This is a genomic window from Pseudomonas sp. Gutcm_11s (genome assembly GCF_028649395.1).
Classification (GTDB): Bacteria; Pseudomonadota; Gammaproteobacteria; order Pseudomonadales; family Pseudomonadaceae; genus Aquipseudomonas.
On record NZ_JAQSUW010000016.1, the window covers coordinates 220,719 to 233,611 of the forward strand.

General features: G+C 61.2%; 18 protein-coding genes. 9 read left to right on the forward strand and 9 right to left on the reverse strand.

Annotated features, from left to right (window positions below; genetic code table 11):
* Positions 1-157: 157 nt before the first annotated feature.
* Genes PTT45_RS17255 through PTT45_RS17270 form a run of 4 tightly spaced genes read right to left on the reverse strand, consistent with a single transcriptional unit; the run spans position 158 to position 2,837 of the window.
* Positions 158-1,456 carry an NAD(P)/FAD-dependent oxidoreductase gene (locus tag PTT45_RS17255; RefSeq protein ID WP_273814925.1) on the reverse strand — a complete coding sequence of 433 codons (1,299 nt, stop codon included), beginning with the start codon at positions 1,454-1,456 and terminating at the stop codon, positions 158-160.
* A 60-nt stretch (positions 1,457-1,516) separates the two neighbouring features.
* Positions 1,517-1,690: a DUF3094 domain-containing protein gene (locus tag PTT45_RS17260; protein WP_273814927.1), complete on the reverse strand. Its 174-nt coding sequence runs from the start codon at positions 1,688-1,690 to the stop codon at positions 1,517-1,519.
* Between the two features lie 41 nt (positions 1,691-1,731).
* Complete coding sequence (locus PTT45_RS17265) at positions 1,732-2,214, reverse strand: MOSC domain-containing protein (protein ID WP_273814929.1); 483 nt, start codon at positions 2,212-2,214, stop codon at positions 1,732-1,734.
* A complete protein-coding gene (locus tag PTT45_RS17270; protein ID WP_273814931.1) occupies positions 2,211-2,837 on the reverse strand; it encodes a DUF1780 domain-containing protein in 627 nt (208 codons plus the stop codon). The genes PTT45_RS17265 and PTT45_RS17270 overlap by 4 nt, the downstream gene beginning before the upstream one ends.
* A gap of 71 nt (positions 2,838-2,908) precedes the next feature.
* On the opposite strand from PTT45_RS17270, the gene PTT45_RS17275 reads away from it, so the two are divergent.
* From PTT45_RS17275 to PTT45_RS17290, 4 genes are all read left to right on the forward strand, one after another.
* Entirely contained in the window at positions 2,909-3,328 is a 420-nt protein-coding gene (locus tag PTT45_RS17275; protein WP_273814932.1) for a GNAT family N-acetyltransferase, read from the forward strand.
* A gap of 2 nt (positions 3,329-3,330) precedes the next feature.
* Entirely contained in the window at positions 3,331-3,807 is a 477-nt protein-coding gene (locus tag PTT45_RS17280) for an FAD/FMN-containing dehydrogenase (RefSeq protein WP_273814933.1), read from the forward strand.
* Complete coding sequence (locus PTT45_RS17285; protein ID WP_273814934.1) at positions 3,804-4,499, forward strand: energy-coupling factor ABC transporter permease; 696 nt, start codon at positions 3,804-3,806, stop codon at positions 4,497-4,499. The genes PTT45_RS17280 and PTT45_RS17285 overlap by 4 nt, the downstream gene beginning before the upstream one ends.
* Before the next feature lie 90 nt (positions 4,500-4,589).
* On the forward strand, positions 4,590-4,805 hold the full coding sequence (locus tag PTT45_RS17290) for a hypothetical protein (RefSeq protein ID WP_043309051.1): 216 nt from the start codon (positions 4,590-4,592) through the stop codon (positions 4,803-4,805).
* Position 4,806: 1 nt separating this feature from the next.
* On the opposite strand, the gene yacG is transcribed toward PTT45_RS17290, so the two are convergent.
* Genes yacG through pilB form a run of 5 tightly spaced genes read right to left on the reverse strand, consistent with a single transcriptional unit; the run spans position 4,807 to position 9,409 of the window.
* Positions 4,807-5,001 (reverse strand): DNA gyrase inhibitor YacG, encoded by a 195-nt coding sequence (gene yacG, locus PTT45_RS17295; RefSeq protein WP_273814935.1) that lies wholly within the window; start codon positions 4,999-5,001, stop codon positions 4,807-4,809.
* Entirely contained in the window at positions 4,998-5,609 is a 612-nt protein-coding gene (gene coaE, locus PTT45_RS17300) for a dephospho-CoA kinase (protein WP_273814937.1), read from the reverse strand. Before coaE ends, yacG begins: the two co-directional genes overlap by 4 nt.
* A complete protein-coding gene (locus tag PTT45_RS17305) occupies positions 5,606-6,478 on the reverse strand; it encodes a prepilin peptidase (RefSeq protein ID WP_273814939.1) in 873 nt (290 codons plus the stop codon). The genes coaE and PTT45_RS17305 overlap by 4 nt, the downstream gene beginning before the upstream one ends.
* On the reverse strand, positions 6,478-7,701 hold the full coding sequence (locus tag PTT45_RS17310; RefSeq protein ID WP_273814940.1) for a type II secretion system F family protein: 1,224 nt from the start codon (positions 7,699-7,701) through the stop codon (positions 6,478-6,480). Before PTT45_RS17310 ends, PTT45_RS17305 begins: the two co-directional genes overlap by 1 nt.
* 4 nt (positions 7,702-7,705) lie before the next feature.
* On the reverse strand, positions 7,706-9,409 hold the full coding sequence (gene pilB / locus PTT45_RS17315) for a type IV-A pilus assembly ATPase PilB (protein WP_273814942.1): 1,704 nt from the start codon (positions 9,407-9,409) through the stop codon (positions 7,706-7,708).
* Between the two features lie 241 nt (positions 9,410-9,650).
* Between pilB and PTT45_RS17320 the strand changes: the two genes are divergently transcribed.
* The 5 genes from PTT45_RS17320 (at position 9,651) to PTT45_RS17340 (ending at position 12,889) form a co-directional block, all read left to right on the forward strand.
* A complete protein-coding gene (locus tag PTT45_RS17320; RefSeq protein WP_110680823.1) occupies positions 9,651-9,833 on the forward strand; it encodes a type IV pilin protein in 183 nt (60 codons plus the stop codon).
* Between the two features lie 18 nt (positions 9,834-9,851).
* Positions 9,852-10,301 carry a hypothetical protein gene (locus PTT45_RS17325; RefSeq protein ID WP_273814944.1) on the forward strand — a complete coding sequence of 150 codons (450 nt, stop codon included), beginning with the start codon at positions 9,852-9,854 and terminating at the stop codon, positions 10,299-10,301.
* A 70-nt stretch (positions 10,302-10,371) separates the two neighbouring features.
* Positions 10,372-11,169: an ABC transporter permease gene (locus tag PTT45_RS17330; RefSeq protein ID WP_273814946.1), complete on the forward strand. Its 798-nt coding sequence runs from the start codon at positions 10,372-10,374 to the stop codon at positions 11,167-11,169.
* Positions 11,166-11,999 carry a hypothetical protein gene (locus PTT45_RS17335; protein WP_273814948.1) on the forward strand — a complete coding sequence of 278 codons (834 nt, stop codon included), beginning with the start codon at positions 11,166-11,168 and terminating at the stop codon, positions 11,997-11,999. The genes PTT45_RS17330 and PTT45_RS17335 overlap by 4 nt, the downstream gene beginning before the upstream one ends.
* Positions 11,996-12,889 (forward strand): ABC transporter ATP-binding protein, encoded by an 894-nt coding sequence (locus PTT45_RS17340; protein WP_273814950.1) that lies wholly within the window; start codon positions 11,996-11,998, stop codon positions 12,887-12,889. Before PTT45_RS17335 ends, PTT45_RS17340 begins: the two co-directional genes overlap by 4 nt.
* Positions 12,890-12,893 lie beyond the last annotated feature (4 nt).

Below are 12,893 nucleotides of genomic sequence, written 5' to 3' on the forward strand. Positions count from 1 at the left end.
AGTCGGTAGAGCAGTTGGCTTTTAACCAATTGGTCGTAGGTTCGAATCCTACACGACCCACCATCATTTAAACGAGAAGCCCGCCTAGTGCGGGCTTTTTGTTGCCTGTAAGAAAGCTGGCGATGCGGGAAGGGGCGGCGAACCGCCCCTCATGCGCTTAGTGCAGCTTCAGGCGCGGCTCGGTGCTGCGGCCGATGCGGTCGCCGAGCATCAGCAGGGCGGTGCGCAGCACACCATACAGGGCCATCTGGTGCATGCGGTACAGCGAGACGTAGAACATCCGCGCCAGCCAGCCCTCCAGCTTGACGCTGCCCATCAGGTTGCCCATCAGGTTGCCGACCGCCGAGAAGCGCGACAGCGAGATCAGCGAGCCATAGTCGCGGTAGTGGAACTCCGGCAATGGCTGGCCGTTCAGGCGCAGCTTGAGCGACTTGGCCAGCAGCGAGGCCTGCTGGTGAGCGGCCTGGGCGCGTGGCGGCACGGTGCGCTCGCTGCCGTCGCCGAGCGGGCAGGCCGCGCAGTCGCCAAAGGCGAAGATGTTGTCGTCCAGCGTGGTCTGCAGCGTCGGGCGTACCTGCAGCTGGTTGATGCGGTTGCTCTCCAGGCCGTCCAGGTCCTTGAGGAAGCCTGGCGCGCGGATGCCGGCGGCCCACACCTTGAGGCTGGCAGGTACTTCCATGCCCTGGGCGGTGTGCAGGGCCTCGGCGGTCACCTGGCTGACCGCAGTGCCGGTGAGCACGGTGACGCCGAGTTTCTCCAGAGTCTTGTGTACCGGGCCGCTGATGCGCTCCGGCAGCGCTGGCAGTACGCGCGGGCCGGCCTCGATCAGGGTGATGCGCATGTTCTGTGGCTGGATGCGATCCAGGCCGTAGGCGGCCAGTTCGTGGGCGGCGTGGTGCAGCTCGGCGGCCAGCTCCACGCCAGTGGCGCCAGCGCCGACGATGGCCACGCTGATGCGGCCGTCGTCATTCTTGCCGGCATGGGCACGCAGGTAGTGGCTGAGCATCTGCCGGTGGAAGCGTTCGGCCTGCTCGCGTGTGTCGAGGAAGATGCAGTGCTCGGCGGCGCCGGCGGTGCCGAAGTCGTTGGTGGTACTGCCGACGGCGATCACCAGGCTGTCGTAGGCCAGTTCGCGCTCGGGCAGCAGTTCACCGCCGTCTTCGTCGAGGGTGGCGGCCAGGCGGATCATCTTGCGCGCCCGGTCGAGGCCGCTCATGCGCCCGAGCTGGAACTCGAAGTGGTTCCATTTGCCCTGGGCTACGTAGTTCAGCTCGTCCTCGGAGGAGTTCAGCGAGCCAGCAGCGACTTCGTGCAGCAGCGGTTTCCAGATGTGGGTGAGGTTGGCGTCGACCAGCACGATGCTGGCCTGCTTGCGCTTGCCCAGGGTTCTACCCAGGCGGGTAGCAAGCTCCAGGCCGCCGGCGCCGCCGCCGACGATCACGATGCGATGAGTCATGGGGATATCTCACAAGGCTTAAGGAAATCGGTAGGCCCGGCTGGGCGAGCGCGAGGCAGCTCATAGCACCAGTCCGGCAAGCAGGCGGGAGAGAAGGCCGAGTCCGATGGTCACTGCGATGACCATCCAGAGAAGACGCCAGGGGCGGAACGGCTTGCGTTCCACCTGATGCTGCGGAGCGCTGAGGTACTGCTCGACGCGTTGCTGGTCTTCCGGGCTGAGGCGACTGGACATGGCGATCCTCTCGAAGAATGCCTTCATTCTAGACTTGGCGGTCAGGCCTGCTCAACGCGTACTTCGTCGTCCAGGCGAATGACGCCGCCCTCGATCACGCGTGCGGTGATGCCGCCATGACCGCGCATGGCCTGGAAGGTACCGGGGCCGAGCCGCTCCTCAAGGCGAGCGCAGGGTTGGCACCAGCCGGTGGTTTCCAGCAGTGCCTGGCCGATGCGAAAGCGCCGGCCCTTGAGGCTGAACAGATTGATGTCGCTGACGGCGATGTTGCGGCGCAGGTCGGCCGGGCCCAGTTCGCGTCCGATCAGGGCTCTGATCACGGCCAGGTGTTCCCACTGGATCAGCGTCACCTGGCGGGCGTTGCGCGGCCCGGGGCGGGCGTGGTCGCCAGTCAGGCCTGCTTCGCGTCTGGCCTCCACGGCCTGCAGTTCGAGCATGACTTCGCGCGCCAACGGGCGCACGCCGAGCCAGCGTACGCGGCCACGTTGCGGCACGTTGGCGAGCAACTCCGGTAGTGGAATCACAGGGCGATACCGACATCGAACAGCACGGTACGACCCAGGTTGTGGCGCAGAAAGTCCGGTGCGTCGCGGTGGGCGAACAGCACCCGCGCATAGCTGGGGCCGACCAGCGACAGCGAGCGCCAGCCCTGGCGCAGGTATTCACCCGGTGGCGGAAACGGGCTGTTGAGATCGAGCACGTCGCGTTTGAGGCTGACATAGGCGAGCAGGTCCAGTTCGCTCGGGTCGAGGTCGCGCTCGCGATAGTTGTGCGCCTTCTTGCGCAGGGTTGGCCCCAGCCGCGCCTGCAGCTCCACGGCCGGGATGCGCCGCGGGCGCGCCTCGCGGCGCAGCAGCTGGCTGAGGGAGAGGGCGCTGCGCCTGCGCTGCAGCTCTTCCTTCCATTCATCGTTGAGGCGGCGGCCCTTGTCGAGGACGAAGAACACCTCGAAGTTGGCATCGCGGAACAGCACATCGGGCGGTTCCTGGCCGGAGCTGAACTCGTCCTGGCGATGCCGCAGGTTGAGCGCCGTCAGCAGGCGCTGGCAGACCCAGCGCTCACGTTCCCATTTACGGGCGTTGGAGAGGAAGTCATTGGCCTGTTCCGCCTGGCGTGTCAGCAGGCGCAGGTAGTCGGAGTCGTCCATGGCCGCAGCATAGCGTAAAAGCCGCTGCCGACCGGCCGGTGTAAACTGCGCCCGCCTGCCGAGGAGCCGCCATGCAGATCCGCGCCATCATCCCTGACGATCACGCCGCTTTGCTCGCGCTGTGGCAGCGCACGCCGGGCATCCAGCTGCGCGCTGAGGATCAGTACGAGCCGTTCTGCCGTTATCTGGCGCGGAACCCGGGGCTGAGCTTGCTGGTCGAGAGCGAAGGGGAAATTGTCGCCAGCCTGCTGGTCGGGCACGACGGGCGTCGCGGCTACCTGCAGCATCTGCTGGTCGATGGGCCCTGGCGCCGGCAGGGACTGGCCCGCGCCCTGCTCGATGAGGCGCTAGCTCGCCTTGCGGAGCTGGGTGTGCACAAGTCGCATGTCTTCGTGCTGCGCGATGCGCCTGAAGCGTTGGCCTTCTGGTGCGCTCAGGTTGGCTGGGGCGAGCGTGAGGATATCGACGTGTTTTCCACGAGGAGCGAATGAGCATGAAGCAATTGCGCTGGTGGCTGCTGCCCCTGTTATGCGCCTGGCTGGGCGTTGCCGCGGCGCTCGAGCGCGGTGATCAGCTGGCGCCCTGGACGCTGCTGGATCAGCACGACCAGGCCTATACCCTCGACGACAATCTGCAGGTATTGCTGGTGGCGCGTGGAATGGACGCCGCCGATCTGGTGCAGCAGGCGTTGAGCGGCATGGAGCCTGGCTATCTGGAGCAACAGCGTGTGGTCTTCCTCGCCGATATCAGTGGCATGCCTGGGCCGATCGCCAGCCTGTTTGCCGTTCCGGCGATGCGCGACTACGGCTACCGAGTGATCCTCGACCGTACCGGGCGCGTGGCGTCACGTTATCCGGGGGAAAAGGCCGAGCTGCTCTGGCTGCAACTGGACGCCGGCCGCCTGCAGGAACAGCGCAGTTTCACCCAGGCAGGTGAGTTGCGCACGGCGCTGGCGGGGCTGGGGCGTTGATCGTCGCCGACCTGTTGCAGCCGCTCAGCCTTTGGCTGGGGTGGGTGCTGTATGCCGTGATTCTGCTGTGGGCGGTATGGCGTACGCCCTGGGTCGAACTGTTCAGCGACCAGCGTCGTCAGCATCTGCTGTTCGGTACGGTCCTGGCGTTGTTCCTGTTGTGGCTGGTGCGGCGCGATTTTGCCTCCGGCCTGTCCTTCCACTTCATCGGCATGACCGCCGTGACACTGTTGCTGGACTGGCCTCTGGCGCTGCTCGGCGGCTTCGCCGCCCAACTCGGGCTGCTGGCCTTCGGTCGTCAGGAGCTGGCGGCGCTGGGCGTCAATGGCTTGTTGCTGGTGGCGATTCCGGTGGCCATTGCCGAGTTCTTCGCCGTGCAGGTGGAGCGCCGCCAGCCGCGCAATCTGTTCGTCTACATCTTCTGCTGCGGCTTCTTTCCTGCGGCGCTGACGGCGCTGGTCTGCCTGCTCGGTGGGCTGATGCTGCTCTGGCACGACGGCCTCTACGTCATGCCGCCGTGGCTGGAGGATTTCGTCGGTTACCTGTGGTTGGTGATGTTCCCTGAGGCCTTCATCAACGGCATGTTGGTCACCGGGCTGGTGGTGTTCTATCCGGACTGGCTGGAGACCTTCAATCGCACCCGCTACCTCTCGGCGCCATGGAAGGACAGCGACACGGATAGGCGCCCATAAGCGCCGTCTATCCCGTGGTTGCGGCTGATCCAGATCAAGGGTTCATGGCTGGCAACGCTCATGCTGGAGCAAATCCAGGAGGGCATCAGCATGGGTGTGCATCAGTGGGCGCGGCAGGAACTGGAGGCTAGTCTGGGGCGGGCGCAGGAGCAGGGGTTCGACCCGTTGCTCAGTCTGCGCGCGTTGCTCAGCGAGGCGGTGGAGCTGAATCGGCTGGAGCGCGAGGTGGCCGACCTGGCCCAGGAGCTGCAATTTCTCGCCGACAACCTGGACCCGGAGCGTGACTACGCCTTCATGCGCCCCTGACTCAGTGTTCGCGGGGTGGCAGGTCTTCGGAGAAGGGTGAGTCTTCCAGCGAGTCGCCGGGGATGACATGGGCCTCCGAGGCCCATGCACCGAGGTCGATCAGCTTGCAGCGTTCGCTGCAGAAGGGCCGGTTGGGGCTCTGTGGGCCCCATTCGACGGGGGCGCCGCAGGTCGGGCATTCGACGGTGCTGCTCATGCTTGGCCTCCGTTCAGGGTCAGGTAGAAGTGGTGCAGGCGTTCGACTTCGCTCTGCAGCCAGGCCAGGTCGCGGTCGTTGACCAGCACGTCGTCGGCATGGCGCAGGCGCTCTTCGCGACTGGCCTGGGCCTTTAGGATGGCGCGAATCTGCTCTTCGCTGGCACCGTCGCGGCTCATGCTGCGCTCGAGTTGCAGATGCTCTGGGGCATCGAGCACCAGCACGCGCTGGGTCATCTTGTGCTGCCCGGACTCGATCAGCAGAGGTGAGACCAGGATGGCGTAAGGTGATTCGGCTCGGGCCAGGTGCTGGTTGATCTCCTGGAAGATCAGCGGATGCAGCAGGCCTTCCAGCCAGCGACGCTGGGCTTCGTCCTGAAACACCAGCTGGCGCAGGGCGGCGCGGTCCAGGCTGCCATCGGCCTGTAGTACTTGATCGCTGAAGCGCTCGGCAATCTTCGCCAGGGCAGGGCGTCCCGGCTCGACCACCCAGCGGGCGGCATGGTCGGCATCCACCAGATGCACGCCGAGATCAATGAAATGCTGGGCAGCGGCACTCTTGCCGCTGCCTATGCCTCCGGTGAGGCCGAGAATCCAGGGTTTGCTCATCTAAAACCGGCGAACTGCAGATAGGTCCCGGTTATTTGATCACCCCAGAGCAATGCAATCCAGCCAGCAATGGCCAGGTACGGACCAAAGGGGATGGGCGTGCTGGTGGCCTGGTCGCGCAGACGTAGCATGATGACGCCGAGCACTGCGCCGACCAGCGACGACAGCAGGATGGTCAGTGGCAGGATCTGCCAGCCGCCCCACGCGCCGAGCATGGCCAACAGCTTGAAGTCGCCGTAACCCATGCCTTCCTTGCCGGTCAGCAGCTTGAACAGCCAGTACACCGACCACAGGCTCAGGTAGCCGGCAATCGCACCCCACAAGGCATCTTCCAGGCTGGCGAACAGGCCGAACTGGTTGACGATCAAGCCGAGCCAGAGCAGCGGCAGCACCAGGGCGTCCGGCAGCAGCTGGTGATCGCAGTCGATCATGCTCATTGCCAGCAGGCCCCAGGTCAGCACCAGTACACCGGCTGCCTGCCAGCCAAAGCCGAAGTGGTACGCCACGTAGCCGGAGAGCAGGCCGCAGGCCAGCTCCACCAGCGGGTAGCGCATGCTGATCGGCGCCTTGCACCCGGCGCATTTGCCGCGCAGGAACAGGTAGCTGACTACCGGGATGTTCTCCCAGGGGCGAATCTGATGGCCGCAATTGGGGCAGCAGGAGTTCGGCAGCACCAGGTTGAAGGTGCCCTGGTTGGGCTCTTCTGGCAGCTCGAGAATCTCCCGTGCCTGTTGGCGCCAGTCACGTTGCATCATCACTGGTAGGCGATAGATGACGACGTTGAGGAAGCTGCCGATGAGCAGGCCCAATACGGCAGAGCACAAAACAAAGGCCGGCAAATTGCCGGCCATGAATTCAACTAGGGTCATTATCCAATAACGCCGCCGAGGCTGAAGATCGGAAGGTACATCGCGATAATCAGGCCACCAACGAGAATGCCCAGAACCGCCATGATCAGTGGCTCAAGGAGTGTCGTGAGGTTGTCTACTGCGTTGTCGACCTCGGCCTCGTAGTAGGAGGCAACCTTGTCCAGCATCTCGTCCAGGGCGCCAGATTCCTCGCCGATGGCTGTCATCTGAATGGCCATGGCAGGGAAAACGCCGGTGGTACGCATTGAGAAGTTCAACTGCATACCTGTCGAAACATCCTGCTTTACCTTGTTCACGGCGTTGCGGAAAACCACGTTGCCTGTGGCGCCTGCAACCGAATCCAGGGCGTCAACCAGCGGTACGCCGGCCGCGAAGGTCGTTGCCAGGGTGCGACCGAAGCGTGCGACAACTGCCTTGTAGAGGATGCCGCCAAAAATGGGGAGCTTGAGCATTGTCCGATCAAGCCCGTCGCGGAATTTCTCGCTGCGCCTATGTATGGCTTTGAACCCGAAGATGGAGCCAATGATTGCGAGGAGGATTAGGAACCACCACTTCTGCATGAACTCGGAGAGGCTGATTACCATTAGCGTGAATGCGGGAAGCTCTGCGCCAAAACCGGCAAATACGCCTTGGAAAGTCGGGACGACTTTGATGAGCAGGATTGCTGTAACGATCACTGCAACGACAACTACCGAGATTGGGTAGGTCATTGCTTTTTTGATCTTGGCTTTGAGTGCCTCTGTCTTTTCTTTATAGGTGGCGACTCGATCTAGCAACTGCTCCAAGGCGCCGGATTGCTCGCCAGAGTCGACCAGGTTGCAATAAAGATCATCGAAATAGAGCGGGAATTTTCTCAAGGAGTTGGCCAGGCTGTTACCGGCAGCTACTTCCTGCTTCACGTTTTCGATGAGGGTGCGGACGTTAGGGTTTTCACAGCCTTCGGAGATGATGTCGAAGGACTGCAGGAGAGGAACGCCGGCCCCCAGCATCGTTGCCATTTGCCGGGTGAACAGGGCGATGTCCATCGGCTTGATCTTTTTGCCACCACCGCCGAACAGCGGTTTCGGCTTCTTTTTAACCTTGTCGACGATGATGCCTTGCGAGCGTAGCTGCGCGCGCACCAGAGGCATGGCTGTACTGGACACTTCGCCCTTGAGCTTGTTGCCTCTCTTGTCCTTGCCTTCCCACTGGAAGGTAGTGGTCTTGAGCGCTTTCTCCGCCATTTTTTTAATCCTTGGTTACGCGGTTGATTTCCTCAAGACTGGTAAGGCCATTCATGGCCTTTAGCAGTCCGGAGGTGCGCAGGTCGTTGAAGCCGTCTTTGCGCATCTGCTCGGCAATATCGATGGAGTTACCTTCCTCCATGATAATTCTTTGCAGTGCGGGCGTGATTTTAACTACTTCATAAATCCCCACGCGTCCCTTGTAACCGCCTTTACAGTGCTCGCAACCAACTGGACCGAAGAGCTTGAGGGTGCCCACCTTGTCAGCGGGGAAACCTTCAGCGGCCTGGGTCTCGGGAGGGACTGTCACTTCCTTCTTACAGCTGTTGCAGAGCTTACGTGCTAGGCGCTGGGCGATGATCAGGTTTACTGATGTAGCGATGTTGAACGAGGGAACGCCCATATTGCGCAGGCGGGTCAGGGTTTCCGAGGCACTGTTGGTGTGCAGTGTGGACATCACCATGTGGCCTGTTTGCGCGGCCTTGACGGCGATGGATGCAGTTTCAAGGTCGCGAATCTCACCAACCATGATCACGTCCGGATCTTGGCGCAGGAATGCACGTAGCGCCTGGGCGAAGTCCATGCCCTGTTTGGGGTTAACGTTGACCTGGTTGATACCTTCAAGGTTGATTTCCACCGGGTCTTCCGCAGTGGAGATGTTGACGTCCACGGTGTTGAGGATATTCAGACCGGTGTAGAGCGATACGGTTTTGCCGGAGCCGGTGGGGCCGGTCACCAGGATCATGCCCTGTGGTTTGGCCAGTGCATCCATATACAGCTGGCGCTGATTCTCTTCGTAGCCCAACGCATCGATACCCATCTGGGCGCTCGTGGGGTCGAGAATCCGCATCACGATCTTCTCGCCCCAGAGAGTGGGGCAGGTGTTGACGCGGAAGTCGATGGACTTGGTCTTCGATATGCGCATCTTGATGCGCCCATCCTGAGGCTTTCTTCTTTCGGAGATGTCCATGCTCGCCATCACCTTGAGGCGTGCCGAAATGCGCGAGGCCAACTGGATGGGGGGCTTGGCGACCTCGTGGAGGACGCCGTCGGTGCGGAAGCGTACCCGGTAGATTTTTTCGTAAGGCTCGAAGTGCAGGTCCGACGAGCCGCCCTTGATGGCATCCAGGAGCATCTTGTTGACGAACTTCACCACCGGAGCATCGTCGGCATCCGTTGTAGGGCCGTCGTCCTGATCGGTTGCGCCGCTCTCGATCTCGAGACCATCCTCAAGGTCGATATCGCCAAGCCCCTCCATCGCCTTGTTGTCGCTTTCGAAGTAGCGATCGATGGCGGCGTCCAGGCGATCATCCTCGACCAGTACCAGCTCGGTATTCAGGCCTGTACTGAACTGGATGTCGGTCACTGCCTGCTGCAGTGTTGGGTCCGACATGCCGATGTAGAGTTTGTTGCCGCGCCTCCAGAGGGGAATCGCTCGGTGCTGACGTGCCAGCTTTTCGCTGATCAGATCCCGAGGCTGTTGTTCTTTGTCCAGCGAGCCGAGATCGAAGTAGGGCACGCCAAACTGCTCGGCTGCCTGACTGGCTAGGGCTTTGCCGCTTACCAGCTTGTTCTGTACCAGATAGCTGACCAGGGGGATCTGGTTGCGTTGGGCCTGTTGAGCGGCGCGGCTGGCGGTCGCCTCGTCTATCAGTTCGGCGAGAACCAGTTGCCGTGCGAGGCCTGTCAGAACGGGAGTATTGGTCATGGGCTGTTGGCTTGGTGGTAAATGACCAAACTTATAACCGAGAAGCAGGAGGGCTGCCACTGACGGGAGGTTGTGTGACGCTAATTGTCAGTTATGGGCCGATTATGGGCGCGTTGGCACGGCGCGACACGCATGAGGCCTGCAGAGTAAGGCTCGTAAGATGTTGGCATGCACTTTGTATTAGCCATCTACAAGCGGAGCAACAGGCTTCGTTAAAGTAGTCACTAGGAGACCATCGAAAATGTCGAAGAAAGTTCAGAAGGGCTTTACCCTCATCGAGCTGATGATCGTGGTTGCGATCATCGGCATCCTCGCTGCTGTTGCCATTCCGCAGTTCCAGGACTACCAGGCCAAGGGCTATGACAAATCGGCTCAGTCCGACGCCCGCAATATCCTGACCGGCGCCATCGCCAACTCGAACTGATAGAGAAGGGAACCTAGAATGAAAAAGTTTATTGTTGCTTCCCTGGCTGTTGCCGGTCTGATGAGCTCTAACGCTTTCGCTGCCAGCTCTGGTACCGAACGTCTGGATCTGGATCTGGAAGACGGATACAACGAAGTTGCACCGCTGGGTCGCTCCATCAACCTGGCGCAAGCCGGCACTATGACCGCGATTGCTGCTCGCGATGGTTTCGTGAAGAACGATTTCGACTTCACCATTTCGGCCAACGTGGTGCTCGGTGCAGTCGATGATGCCGCAGCCAACCGTTTTGGTGTTATTTCTGGCTCCAACAAGGGCTACAACGTCTTCACCGGCTCCTCGGTCGGCGGCAGCATCTCGCAATGCGGCGCTTCGATTAAAAAAGAGGACGGTGCTGATCTCGCCGCTGCGCAAGTAGGAGAAGGTCAGATCGATCTCGATAATGCAAATGGTTGCAACCGCGAGCTGTAAGTGATTGTGGTCATAAAAGACAGGCCCTAGTGGCCTGTCTTTTTTTGTCTAGAGATTTTAGGGGGGTGGGATGGGCGAGTTGGTGTTGCTGGGAGTCAAGGCAGGCATTCGCGGCGTCGGACTGCGAGTACTCTTGATGGTGGCCGGGCTGGTACTGGCGGTCAGCCTTTTGGCTTCAGGGTTTTCTGGGCGCCAACCGACTACAGTAGCGCTGGATGTCGGGCTCAGTGGCCTGCGCTTCGCCATGCTGATTCTGGTTCTGCTCTGGGTTCAGGATCTGTTTGCCCGCGATATCGAGCGCAAGACGGTCTACTTCGTACTCGCCTATCCCATTACTCGCTGGCAATACCTACTGTCACGCTTCATTACTGTGGCCTTGCTGGCCTTGCTGGCCTTGGTCGTGATCGGCGGCCTTCTTTGGTTATCGCTGCAGCGTGAGTTTGAATATACGCAGTTCCAGCCCGTGGATCTGAGAGGCAAGTACCTGCTGGTGCTTCTATCCATCTGGCTGGATGCGCTGGTGGTCTGCAGCTTCGCGCTGTTCCTGGCTAGCTTGTCCACTACTCCTTTTCTGCCATTGCTGCTGGGCTTTGCTTTCGGCTTGGCCGCGCGAGGGCTGGGGCCGGCGTTGGACTTTCTGCATGGTTCGCGCTCCGATCCTCTGCATGTCTCGCTGTTCGGCCCCGTGCTGGAGTACTCCTATGTCTGGCTACCGGACCTGTCGCGGCTAGATTGGCGCCCGTTGGCGCTGTATGACCTGCCGGTGCCTTGGTCTGCGCTGGGACTGGCGGTGATCAATGCCCTTGGGTTTGCGGGCATCATGCTGGGCTTGGCCAGCTTGATCTTCCAGCGGCGCAATTTCACATGAATCTCTGGCGTGGCCTGCTGTTTGTGGCTTTGGCATGGGGAGTATTTGCCGGGGCTGGGTATGTGCAGCGTGAGAATCAGCGGCTGGAGGTGCAGAGCGAACTGCTCAGAGTTCGTCTGCCGCTGCTGGTGCAGCTGGCATATTCGGGGGGTGACCCCTTCCTGGCGGCCAATACCAATGTCTTTCGTAGCCTGATGGTGGATGCGAAGGTGACCGAGGGTGAGACCTATCGGATTCAAGGGCAGTTGCAGGTGGATGCAGCTCGCTTTAACCCTTGGCATGAGGACAACTACTACCTCGGCGCGGCGATCCTGCCCTGGAACGGCCAGGTTGAGGCGGGGCAGTTTGTGCTGCTGAATGCGGCTCAGGCTCGTAACTGGGATATGTGGCCCGCTTTCTACTACGCCTTCAATGCCATGTACTTCGAGCACGATATGGCTCGGGCTGGGCATTGGGCCGAGGTGGCGGCGCAGCGCCATCCGCGTAATGCGCCGGCACTGCGTAGCATGGCTGCGGCTTGGTATGAACGTGGCGATGACCCTCGGGATGCGATGGGGATATTGCAGGCAATGCGTGAGCAGAGCGGCGATGAGAATTTTCGTGCCTTGTTGCAGGCTCGCATGCAACGCCTGGCAGGGTTGGCCGCACTGCGCGATGCCGCCGCGGAATATCGGTCTCGCAACGGTAGAGCGGCTCAGGAGCTGGAGCAGCTACTGGGCTACGCCGGACTGCAGCAGTTGCCGCAAGATCCGCTGAAAATTGGATATGGCTTGGATAAAGAGGGCCAGCCGCAGCTGGCCGATCATGTTGTTCGACGGGATTCGCAATGAAGGCAATCGAGGTTACTGGTCTGCACAAGGCCTTCAAGCTCAAGGGCAAGGCTATCAAGGCGCTCGATGATGTGAGTTTCTCCGTGGAGCTGGGGCAGTCGGTCGGCTTCATCGGGCAGAATGGAGCGGGTAAGAGCACCACCATCAAAATTCTGTTCGGCGCTCTGCGGGCAGACGCTGGTGACGCGCGCTTGATGGGGCTGCCGGCAGACAATGCCGCTTCGCGTCTGGGTGTGGGCTATGTGCCGGAAAACCCCTATCTGTATGAGCAACTTACCCCGCGCGAGGTGGTCAGCAGCGGTCTGCGCTTGCATGGCGTTCGTGGTGCCGAGAATGCTCGGCGCACGGAGCATTGGCTTGAGAAGCTGGGCATTGCCTACGCGGCAGACAAGCGCATTCGCAATCTTTCCAAGGGGATGACGCAGCGAACTGCGCTGGCTCATGCTTTTGCCATTGAGCCCAAACTATTGGTGCTAGATGAGCCTATGTCTGGCCTGGACCCGGTTGGGCGGCGCCAGGTAGCGGACCTGATGCAGGAATATCGTCTGGCGGGGGGGACCCTGTTCTTCTGTACGCATATCCTGCATGACGTGGAACGTTTGGCGGACTATTTCGTGATGATCGATCGTGGCAAGGTAAAGGCCCAGCAGGGTGTTGCCGAGCTGTTGGCGAGCCAGGGCGATATGGTCATTCGCTATCTGGGTGACGCTGGATTGCCGGGCTTCGAGCGCGATGCCGGGCAGGTTTGGAAGGGCCTGCTGTCTCGTTCCGCATTGCCTGAGGTGCTGGCGCAGATTGAGGCCATGCAAGGAGTTCTGCTGAATATCCATCCGCTCAATTCCCTTGAGGAGTTGTTCGATAGCGTGGTGGGTGAGGCAGCACGGGCCTAAGAGA

Coding starts and splice junctions, on each gene's coding strand:
- PTT45_RS17275 (WP_273814932.1), top strand. CDS start 2,909: ATGCAGATCCGCGCCATCATCCCTGACGATCACGCCGCTTTGCTCGCG.
- PTT45_RS17335 (WP_273814948.1), top strand. CDS start 11,166: ATGAATCTCTGGCGTGGCCTGCTGTTTGTGGCTTTGGCATGGGGAGTA.
- PTT45_RS17330 (WP_273814946.1), top strand. CDS start 10,372: ATGGGCGAGTTGGTGTTGCTGGGAGTCAAGGCAGGCATTCGCGGCGTC.
- PTT45_RS17310 (WP_273814940.1), bottom strand. CDS start 7,701: ATGGCGGAGAAAGCGCTCAAGACCACTACCTTCCAGTGGGAAGGCAAG.
- PTT45_RS17325 (WP_273814944.1), top strand. CDS start 9,852: ATGAAAAAGTTTATTGTTGCTTCCCTGGCTGTTGCCGGTCTGATGAGC.
- PTT45_RS17260 (WP_273814927.1), bottom strand. CDS start 1,690: ATGTCCAGTCGCCTCAGCCCGGAAGACCAGCAACGCGTCGAGCAGTAC.
- PTT45_RS17340 (WP_273814950.1), top strand. CDS start 11,996: ATGAAGGCAATCGAGGTTACTGGTCTGCACAAGGCCTTCAAGCTCAAG.
- PTT45_RS17255 (WP_273814925.1), bottom strand. CDS start 1,456: ATGACTCATCGCATCGTGATCGTCGGCGGCGGCGCCGGCGGCCTGGAG.
- PTT45_RS17305 (WP_273814939.1), bottom strand. CDS start 6,478: ATGACCCTAGTTGAATTCATGGCCGGCAATTTGCCGGCCTTTGTTTTG.
- coaE (WP_273814937.1), bottom strand. CDS start 5,609: ATGAGCAAACCCTGGATTCTCGGCCTCACCGGAGGCATAGGCAGCGGC.
- PTT45_RS17290 (WP_043309051.1), top strand. CDS start 4,590: ATGGGTGTGCATCAGTGGGCGCGGCAGGAACTGGAGGCTAGTCTGGGG.
- yacG (WP_273814935.1), bottom strand. CDS start 5,001: ATGAGCAGCACCGTCGAATGCCCGACCTGCGGCGCCCCCGTCGAATGG.
- PTT45_RS17270 (WP_273814931.1), bottom strand. CDS start 2,837: ATGGACGACTCCGACTACCTGCGCCTGCTGACACGCCAGGCGGAACAG.
- PTT45_RS17280 (WP_273814933.1), top strand. CDS start 3,331: ATGAAGCAATTGCGCTGGTGGCTGCTGCCCCTGTTATGCGCCTGGCTG.
- pilB (WP_273814942.1), bottom strand. CDS start 9,409: ATGACCAATACTCCCGTTCTGACAGGCCTCGCACGGCAACTGGTTCTC.
- PTT45_RS17320 (WP_110680823.1), top strand. CDS start 9,651: ATGTCGAAGAAAGTTCAGAAGGGCTTTACCCTCATCGAGCTGATGATC.